A 9544-nucleotide genomic window follows, 5' to 3' on the forward strand; every position below is an offset into this window, starting at 1 on the left:
ATGCCGTCCTTTTTCAAAGATGGCATCCGTTTTAGCGGAAATATAAGGAATATTGTATCAAGTGAAACTTATACTTTCTTATATTTTGAACCAAGGGGCACCCTATAGGGGTGTCCTTATATTTAAAATTCTTTTTGAAGGGGCGTAATAAGATGACTTATAAAATGGTAGTACTAGATTTGGATGATACGTTGCTCCGGGATGATCATACGATCTCACCACGCACGAAGAAGGCATTAATGGACGCACAAGAGGCAGGAGTCAAAGTTGTTCTTGCATCAGGTCGCCCAACATTTGCAATGACGCATATTGCTAAGGAATTGGAGCTTGCGAAATACGGAAGTTTCATTCTATCTTTTAACGGAGCCAACATTACTAACTGTGCAACGAACGAACAAATATTCAGCAGTACGTTATCGCCCGAAACGGCGCATGAGTTATACCATATTAGTAAACAAGAGGACGTATGGATTCACACTTATGTCGGAGATGATATCGTAACGCCAGCGAATAATGAGTATACCGATATTGAAGCTAAAATTACAGGAATGCAAATAATAGAACAAGCAGATTTTGTTGGAGCGATCCAAGATCCAGTGGTAAAGGTATTAATGGTAGGAGCACCTGAAAAGTTAGTTATATTAGAAAAGAAACTACAACAACAACTCGAAGGTAAATTGACTGTCGTAACATCCAAGCCATATTTCTTAGAGTTCACAGAATCTGGTGTAGATAAAGGGACGAGCTTACATCATCTCATTTCGAAACTAGGCATTAAACAAGAAGAAGTTATTGCAATGGGTGATAGTTACAATGACCTTGCTATGATTAAATTTGCCGGACTTGGTGTCGCTATGGGGAATGCGCCCGATGATATTAAAGAAATCGCTAACTATGTAGCAGATACGAATATGGAAGACGGCGTGGCGAAAGTCGTTGAATCATTTATTCTTAATAAGCTTGAGCAAACGAAATAGATGGATATGATGAAGCTGACCTGATTGAATTTCAGCGAATAGGAAATATGTTTACTTGTTTACGGAATGCCTGATTTCTTAAACAACGAGAAAGCCGTTCTAGCAATGTTATGCTAGAACGGCTTTCTTTCGATCTATTATTTGTAAATTGATTTCATTGCATTATAGATCATCATGGCACTTTCGGCGCGTGTAGCCGTATTGGCCGGATCTAGTGTGCTAGGCGTTTTGCCATGCATCCAACCCATCTCAACCGCAATCGTAATGGCCTGTTCCGCCCACGGGCTTATTTCAGAAGTGTCTGCGTATTGTGAATGCAGTTGTTTTTCTTGGATGTTTGAAAGATTATTTCCTTTTTCGTATGCACGTAGAAGCATGAGTGCCATTTGTTCACGCGTGATGGACGCAGATGGATCGAATCGATCCATGGATACACCATTTACAACACCAGCGGAGACTGCAGTTGCAACATCCATGGCATACCAAGCATCCGATGTTATATCGTTGAAATTAGTTTTCGTCGTGTCACTTGACCGAAGATTGAAGGCGTGAACAAGCATCGTTACGAATTGAGCTCTCGTTAATGTTTCCGTTGGACCAAATTGAGCTTCAGTTACACCTTTAAACACATGCTTGGCACTCAGTGTCCGAATAGCTGTGTCAGCCCAATGGTCGTTTGGTACGTCTGTGTACGACTTGTTATACTCGAACACACCGTAATTTCCACCATGGGTCACATCGGCTTCGATCCACTTACCGTTTCTTGTGCCTCCAACGAATTCAAGCTTGCCATCCTCATCAATATAGTAGATGCCGAGCAGCTTGCCATCGACTTGTTCGCCAATATCGATCTGTAATTTCACTGGTTGCTTAAACTTCGAATAAGGAAGCTTTACACCCGATTGAAGTTGAAGATTTAATTCTATAGGTATGATTGCCCCAGCTAACTGTATCTGAACATGTTCTTCACCTTGTACGGTGTTAGCAATATGCTTCGCTTGCTCTGTACTCCGTTGGCCTAACGTAAGGGAGATGAACGAACTAACGTGTTCTGCAGAACCGAGTGTGTTTATCAGATCTTTTAGCACAGCGACCGGCAGCTTAATAATGATGTGTTCTTGCACAATTTGCAACAATTCATCAGCAATTAACTCTGCTACGTTCGTTGGTAGTAGTAGTTCATTCGTATTATTATTCGCCTTAATCACTGCTGCTCCTTGCTGAGAGCTTAACTGACCGGCCAACACGACCTGCGTTGTTTCTTTCTTAGAGTCAATAGGAGTTGTCGGGTTGATAGAACCCGATGATTCCCCTGGTGGATTCGTAGGATCTACAGGATCTACAGGATCTACAGGATCTACAGGATCTACAGGATCTACAGGATCTACAGGATCTACAGGATCTACAGGATCTACAGGATCTACAGGATCCTGTTTCCTAGGCAGTTTAAACAGCTTCGCATTATCTACATAATAGATGTCTCCGTTATCGGCCATTGTCATTAAATTAATTGTTTTACCAATCAACAGTTGCTTAGCATTTAATGTTTCTGGATCAATTATGAATAGTTTTCGTCCAATTGTTGAATACAACATGCCATCATTATCCCAACGGAGATGGTAAGGGCGATATTTACTTGTTGTGTTGGGAGACATGGTAATGATCTTGCTCTTCACAATATCCATCGTTTCGGGATCCATCGCGAAGATGGCTGCCTTGTAACCCTTCGCTGCATCCACAAAGCTGTCTAATACGCCCCATATCAGACCATCGGGTCCTACGGACAATTCACCAATAATTTGAACTTTGCTATCAATCCCATCCACCTGGGGAGTGAATGAATTCTCGATTTTTTTCGTATCGAAATTGAAACGGAATACAGTGGCATTATCATTCATTGGAGCTGGAGTCGCACTGCCACTGCCGCTGAATGCGGTTGTGCTGCCGAATAGTTTACCGTTATGATAAGCCAATCCAATAATTGTGCGATTCTCTGCAGGGTTAGAGAATGTTTCGGATGTCACACCTATGACCTTGTTCTGAGCATCTTGAACTTCTTCCATAATCGTCAATGCCCCATCGAAACGGCTACCCGATGGGAATGTGCCGACGAATAGCTTCCCATCGCCACCGGTCATGACATAAGGGCGGTTTTGATCTTCAATTTTCAGAGCAAGTCCGGGATTGCCCCAGCCGAATTGATTGTATTGGAGAGGTTCTGATAAATCCATACGATACATTTTGGCACCTGTATAGGTTCCGAAATAAGCAGCTCCATTAAAGAAACCAATGCTTTCAGGTTGATGGAATGTCGGATAATTATGAATAACCTTTTCGCTAGTAATATCATATATACTCATTCCGCGCTGGAAGCCACCTATATATAACAGTCCTTCATGATGCTCCAAGGTATTAATAGGAGTCCCAATGACTGGAATCTGTGCTACATAGGATGCATAATCTCCATTTGCCGGATCAAAAATGATAGTTTCACCATAAGCCGCCATACTGTACAGCACATTGCGACCTGCAAAAGTCCCCGAAGTGGGTGTTATCCACTGATGAACTTTAAATTCTGTATCAGGAAGTGGCTGCTTAATGGCAGTGACTGCCGTAGGTTCACTATTCGTTAGTATATTATAGCTAAATAATTGCTCACCTACTTTGTAGTAGACGATATTAGGCTCTGATATTGAGGGCGGAGATATTTTATTTTGGAATGGCAGCTCTCTAACAAATGTATTCTTCTCATCTTCTTTCAGAATATAGACTTTATCGCCGGCGTACACGAACAGATGTCCGCTGTAGATGTCTACTGTTGAAAGTGTCTTTTTCTGACCGCTAATAGGGGGGATATTAATTTCAATGGTTTCTTTTGTTGCTCGATCAATACGCATAAGATGGGCAGACTCACCTACTCCGACATAAACATATTGATCTGTCACACCGAGTCCTCGTGCATATTTCTGGCCAGCTTTACTTACTCCAAGGTCTGTAAAGATACCCAGAGCAATGTCATATTCGAATACCTTTCCCATATTAGTGGAATGGAATGTGCTCCCATATATTTTCCCGTCATTACTTGCTTTGATATCATAGATCGTTATGTTCCCAGTAGGATTAACTCCCAAGTTCTCTATCTTCATTTCCTTGACTAGGTAACGATAGAGCTTGCCGGAGGACCCAAAATAAATATTATCATCTGATCCTTTCGCTATACCCCAAACGGGATCGTTCGCGCCAGCCACGCGTTCGGTGAATTTCTGCTCACCTGTAGTTGCATCGACGACTGTGAAAGCACTTGGTGATCCCGTCGTTGTTATATACTGCTCGTGCTTCCCATCTGGTCCAATGCCAAAAGTAGCGGCTTGTGACAATCCAATCTTCACCATTTCGCCGAGATCCACGGATTGATCTTCATAAGGAGCCTCAAGCTCAGCTTCTGTGGATTCTATCTTTTTCTCAAAGACGACATCATCGATGTATACTTTTGTACCTGCACCTGCAGGCGATTTATAGTACCAGATCTCCGCATGTGAAGCAGTTGCAGGTGCAAATACTTCCAGCTGTTTTAATTCCCACGCCATTGGTTTGTTAGCCAAAATATTGCTGTCCACCACGAACTTTCCGCTACTGTCATAATACTTCACATAAATACCTACACTTTTCGCAGCAGCATAGACCGACGTGGTTACTCGATAAAAGTTACCTCCTTCAATTGGGATTTTGTTACTTTTAAATTCGATTCCTTTCTTAGGACTATGATCTTCTAACTTCAAACTGCGTAATTCAGAATGAACATAAGTACTGTCGGTGACAGATACGGCTTCAGTAAGAAGGCCATCGTCAGCACCAGTAATGTGAATATTCCATCCTGGAAAGCTACCATCATCATTGACCTGTTCAAACCCTGGATTTTCAATAGCGATCGGTGCGTAATCAATGGTAGGCTGTGCTTGCACTGTCTGGATCATCGGTGTAACTGCCGGTATGACAAGCAACATGCTCAATATCATCATAATGACTCGTTTCGACTTCAATTGAAGTTCCTCCTTTTTTCGTGAATATTGTATAATCCATCTAGGCTACATTATATAGCCTAGATGCTTATGATAGCGCTGTCAATATTGAAAAGTGGGTTATTACAGTCTATTTCTCGTCTATAAACCCTAGGTTATATAGGATAAAAAGATGAGCTATATCTAAATTTTCGCTATAATTATAATTAATCTTAAAAAAACCCGTTTTTATATATATCTATTTTATGGTAAGCTTCACATTGAAGATGCTTCTCTTTTTCCAAGATAAGATATAAGTAAATGAGGCGAAATCATGGCAAGACCAACTCAAACTGAATTTAATCAACGAATTCAGCTGTTAGTGGTTCAACTTCGAGACCAAATTTATAATGGTTGGATCCAACCGAATGATTACCTTCCTTCGGAGCTACGTTTAGGGAAACAATATCATTTAAATAAAGAGTCAGTAAGGCGTGCATTGGATGGGCTCGTCAATGAAGGCTTGATAACGAAAGTGCGTCGGGTGGGCAATATAGTTAATGATCCCTCCATGTGGTTAAGGGGATCTAATAGTCCTGAAGCAAGTGGAAATTTCACATCTTTCGATATGGCTACAATTGAATTCGGGCAAACAACACTTCGGTTCGCTTATCATCCATCTTTACTTAAGGAAGTGGATCTGCAGCAGTTAGTGGATTCATTCGAGGATGTTCATTCGGGTGTACGGATACAAATGATGCCGACAGCATTTCCAATTGAGTATGCAGATCACGGACTAGCTGATGTGGTGACCGTTACTTCATGGGATACGATGAAACGATGGAAGCATTCACACAGTGCTGGTCTTAATCATTTGACGTCACCTCCCTATAACGATGCAGCTAACCCCAAATTAAATATACCTTTTCTAGATCCTCAATCACCGAACAAACAACGTTTAATCGCAACGCCGTTCTTGTTCTCACCGCTTGTTCTTTGTTATAATCGTGCGCACTTTGTGGAATGCGGTATAGAGATACCTGACAGAACTTGGACCTGGTATACACTGCTAAATGCTGTTCGGAAGCTGACAAGCCGCTTAGATATATGGGGCTTCGCAACGCATATTCAATCGATCAATCGCTGGCCGATTTTCTTGTTGCAGAATGGATTTCGTTTCAGTCCAGATGAGCCAGGGAGGCGTGCGATCGATGATCCAGCACTATGGGAAGGATTGCGAATAGCTCGTGATCTTATTCACAAACAAGGAAGGCCAATATCGTTGTGGACGGAGGATAATTCGGACATAGAACAATTGTTTCTGGAGGGTAATGCCTCTATTATTCTGACTACGTACTTTGGGCTTAATAGGCTATATAACTCGAATCTGGATTATGCGCTAGCGCCACTTCCGACTCTTACCAATGCGGATACACTGTTGGTAGTCACGGGTCTGTCCGTTCATAGAGACTCCCCACAGCAAGATCTGGCCAACCAATTTGTGAAGTGCTTAAGTTCTTTCGAGGCGCAGTCACACATACGTCGACAGACGCTATCATTACCTGCACACGCAAAGGCACTTTCGTTAACGGATGGATTGCTTGGAAATCGACCTCAAGACGAAGATGTATATATCAACATGTGGCCCCAATGTCGTCAATATTCCGATCTCGGACTCGATGCGGATATGATAGAGGCGGTCCGTGTACAGCTCAAGGGCTATTGGTCACGTATGGAAGATGAAGCAGGAGTAAGTGCTCGCTTGGAGATGCTACTCCGATAATCCGATGAGGCACGAAGTAGAAGCGTGAGCCCGATAGGTTCACGCTTATTTCGGATGAATGTAGGGATATCGGTATAAGGGGTTAAGCAACCATGAGAAAAAAAGTCATTACTAGTTCTTTAGCATTCATTTTACTTCTTTCCAGTGCAACCGTATCTGCACATCCAGGTAGAACGGACTCAAGTGGTGGTCATTATTGTCGTACCAACTGTGCGAAATGGGGATTAAAAACAGGAGAATACCATTATCATAACGGTGGCGGTTCTACTTCAAGTGGTTCATCATCTAGTTCAAGTTCAACAGCCCCCAAGAAGAATTCAAAGTCTGAACCTGCAAAGCCAACTTATAAAGAGTCTGGTCTTAAGGTTTATGTGAATGACCAGAGAATCACATTTAGGAATGAACCGGTAATATATCAGAACACTAATCTTGTCCCACTCCGCGAGATTGCTGAAGGAATGGGCGCGTCTCTTACTTATGATAAGGATAGCGGGACGATTGGCGTAATAAAGGGAGATAGAAAGATGGCATTGACCATTGGAAGCAAAACAGTGTTTTATAATGGTATATCGGAGACTGCAAGTGTAGCTCCGATTGTAATCAAAGGAGTGACATATGTTCCTGCCCAGGTTTTTGCTAGAGGCTTGGGAGGGGAAATGGTATACAATAAGAACAACAATTCGTTGGAGATCACAATATAACAAATGAAGGAATAAATGTATACAATTTCTAGAGTTGTTATACGAGTCACTGAAAAAATTCATACCTAATGTGTATGATGCCACTATGACAGATTGTCCTTTCGAACTTTGCCGGTTCTTCAGGACAATTCCGTCACCTGCACTGCATCGTACTTCTTCATTTTATCCAACCCAATCTCTCTTATTATGGCTAATGATCGCAGAATCAAATGGGACGTTCGCCATATCCAACTATGTAGAATGAGCCGTATTACTGCAGAAGCGCAGATTTTGTATGGGAAATCGTACAAAAAGCTGTCAAGTGGCGGTAGTAGCATGGGTTTTGTATGAAAAACCGTACAATATATCATCAAGTGGAGTTTGCAACGTGGTGTTTGTATGTAAAATCGTACAAAATGTTACCAATTGGCGCCGTAAGTTTAGATTCTGTACGGAAATTCGTACAAATTACCCAGCCACATCAAATAGTTAAGCTGATATTTGTTCTGCGAAAGTTGAGTCATTAGAATTATGTTAATGAACTTTTCGGTTTGGATTTTCAGACATTTATTTATTGGCTATGCAGACGGTATTCCCAGAGCATCGATCGAAAAAGGTACCTATGTGCTTGCAGAGGTCAGAGAGTTAACATTGCGGGTAATTTGTGAGTAGAATCCGGAGCGGAGAGGAAAGAGTCTATGCGGGGTAATCCGACAACTCGCTATGAAAGACATCGTCAATGACGAAGATAGCATCCCCCTAACTAATAATTTATTGGTAAGGGGGTTTTTGGCCTACGATTATTGGTGCTTGACTAAGTGCTTAGTAGGCATATAACATGTAATGATAAGTAAGCAGTAGGGGAGGTATACATAGTGAGTAAAGCGATGTCGAAGTATGAACAAATTAAAGCGAAAATTGTATTAGATATTAAGCAAGGAACCTATAAGCCGAACGATAAAATTCCAAGTGAAAGTGAGTATTGTCGAGAGTTCAATACGAGTAGAATTACTGTTAGAAAAGCACTGGATGAACTGACTGCGATCGGAATGCTTTATAAAATGCAGGGTATTGGAACATTTGTTAAAACGGTTCCGATCGATCCAGTTGAACAACCAAGTAAAAACATCGTGTTTATATTGCCATTTTATATAGAGCTTTTTGACTCTCAGCTTTTGTCCGATATCATCTCCGGGGTGGAGTCGGTGTTGAGAGCAGAAGGGTTTTCTATGGTGATGATTCAAAGTATGAGAGATGCCGATGGATTGGAAGTGTTTTTGACGAAACTGAAAGAACTCGATCCAGCAGGGATGATTTATCCTTTTTATTGGGGAACCGATATTCAGGCGGAGCTTGTACCCTTGAATATCCCGATCGTATTTGTGGATAGCTATCCAGACAACTTGTTATTCGACGCTGTAACCGGTGATGACTACAACAGCGCGTACAAAATTGGACGGCTATTACTTGAGAAGGGCTGCGATAAAATTGGCTACTATGCGCCTGTCCATTTTGACTATACGACAGTGAAAGCTAGAGCAGAAGGCCTTATTGACGCATTAAAAGATGAAGGCAAGCATGTCGAGGAGCGGTGGATCGAATCTAAAAGAGAAGGCCGCTTCGAAGCATTGTATGATGATTTTGTGAAGCTGGATATGATCAGTGATATGAAGAGTTATTTGAAGCGAAATCCCGATCTCGATGCGGTCGTCGTATTTAACGATACCGTGGTGATGGCCTTTTATGTTGCAGCAGAGGAGCTTGGGATTCATATTCCTCAGCAACTGAAGATCGTTAGCTACGGGAACTATTTCGTAACGAATTATTTCAAAGGTGGTATAACAACGTTTGAGCAGCATTTCTCTAAGTATGGGGAAGAAGCAGCTCGTCTCATTGTGCAGAGATTGCGAGGAGGAATACCTCCGATCCAACAAATCAGGAAAATTCCTTATGAACTTATTAGAAGAGCTACGTTTTAACCTTAGGTTGAGGCGTAGTTTGATCATGTTCCATGAAATTGCTTGTCATTACATGTAACCTCAAGTAGGTTGAAATAAGAATTTCATATGGAAATCACCTAATATTCAAGTAGAAAGTAGTCGTGGT

The 9544-nt window shown here is 41.8% G+C and carries 5 protein-coding genes; 4 read left to right on the forward strand and 1 reads right to left on the reverse strand.

Annotation, left to right across the window (positions count from 1 at the left end; all coding sequences use genetic code 11):
* Positions 1 to 152 precede the first annotated feature (152 nt).
* On the forward strand, positions 153 to 977 hold the full coding sequence (locus tag AC1TO8_RS05355) for a Cof-type HAD-IIB family hydrolase (protein WP_482054589.1): 825 nt from the start codon (positions 153 to 155) through the stop codon (positions 975 to 977).
* 137 nt (positions 978 to 1114) lie between these two features.
* Here AC1TO8_RS05355 and AC1TO8_RS05360 read toward each other — a convergent pair whose 3' ends face one another.
* A complete protein-coding gene (locus AC1TO8_RS05360; protein WP_482054590.1) occupies positions 1115 to 5017 on the reverse strand; it encodes an S-layer homology domain-containing protein in 3903 nt (1300 codons plus the stop codon).
* Between the two features lie 292 nt (positions 5018 to 5309).
* Between AC1TO8_RS05360 and AC1TO8_RS05365 the strand changes: the two genes are divergently transcribed.
* From AC1TO8_RS05365 to AC1TO8_RS05375, 3 genes are all read left to right on the forward strand, one after another.
* Positions 5310 to 6758: an ABC transporter substrate-binding protein gene (locus AC1TO8_RS05365; RefSeq protein WP_482054591.1), complete on the forward strand. Its 1449-nt coding sequence runs from the start codon at positions 5310 to 5312 to the stop codon at positions 6756 to 6758.
* 92 nt (positions 6759 to 6850) lie between these two features.
* On the forward strand, positions 6851 to 7459 hold the full coding sequence (locus AC1TO8_RS05370) for a stalk domain-containing protein (RefSeq protein ID WP_482054592.1): 609 nt from the start codon (positions 6851 to 6853) through the stop codon (positions 7457 to 7459).
* A gap of 854 nt (positions 7460 to 8313) precedes the next feature.
* Positions 8314 to 9417, forward strand: coding sequence for a GntR family transcriptional regulator (locus tag AC1TO8_RS05375; RefSeq protein WP_482054593.1), 1104 nt, complete (start codon positions 8314 to 8316; stop codon positions 9415 to 9417).
* Positions 9418 to 9544 lie beyond the last annotated feature (127 nt).

Source organism: Paenibacillus sp. Y859 (assembly GCF_056786405.1).

Bases quoted from the DNA above. Each gene is read 5' to 3' on its own strand.
- AC1TO8_RS05365 (WP_482054591.1), top strand. From the start codon at position 5,310: ATGGCAAGACCAACTCAAACTGAATTTAATCAACGAATTCAGCTGTTA.
- AC1TO8_RS05355 (WP_482054589.1), top strand. From the start codon at position 153: ATGACTTATAAAATGGTAGTACTAGATTTGGATGATACGTTGCTCCGG.
- AC1TO8_RS05370 (WP_482054592.1), top strand. From the start codon at position 6,851: ATGAGAAAAAAAGTCATTACTAGTTCTTTAGCATTCATTTTACTTCTT.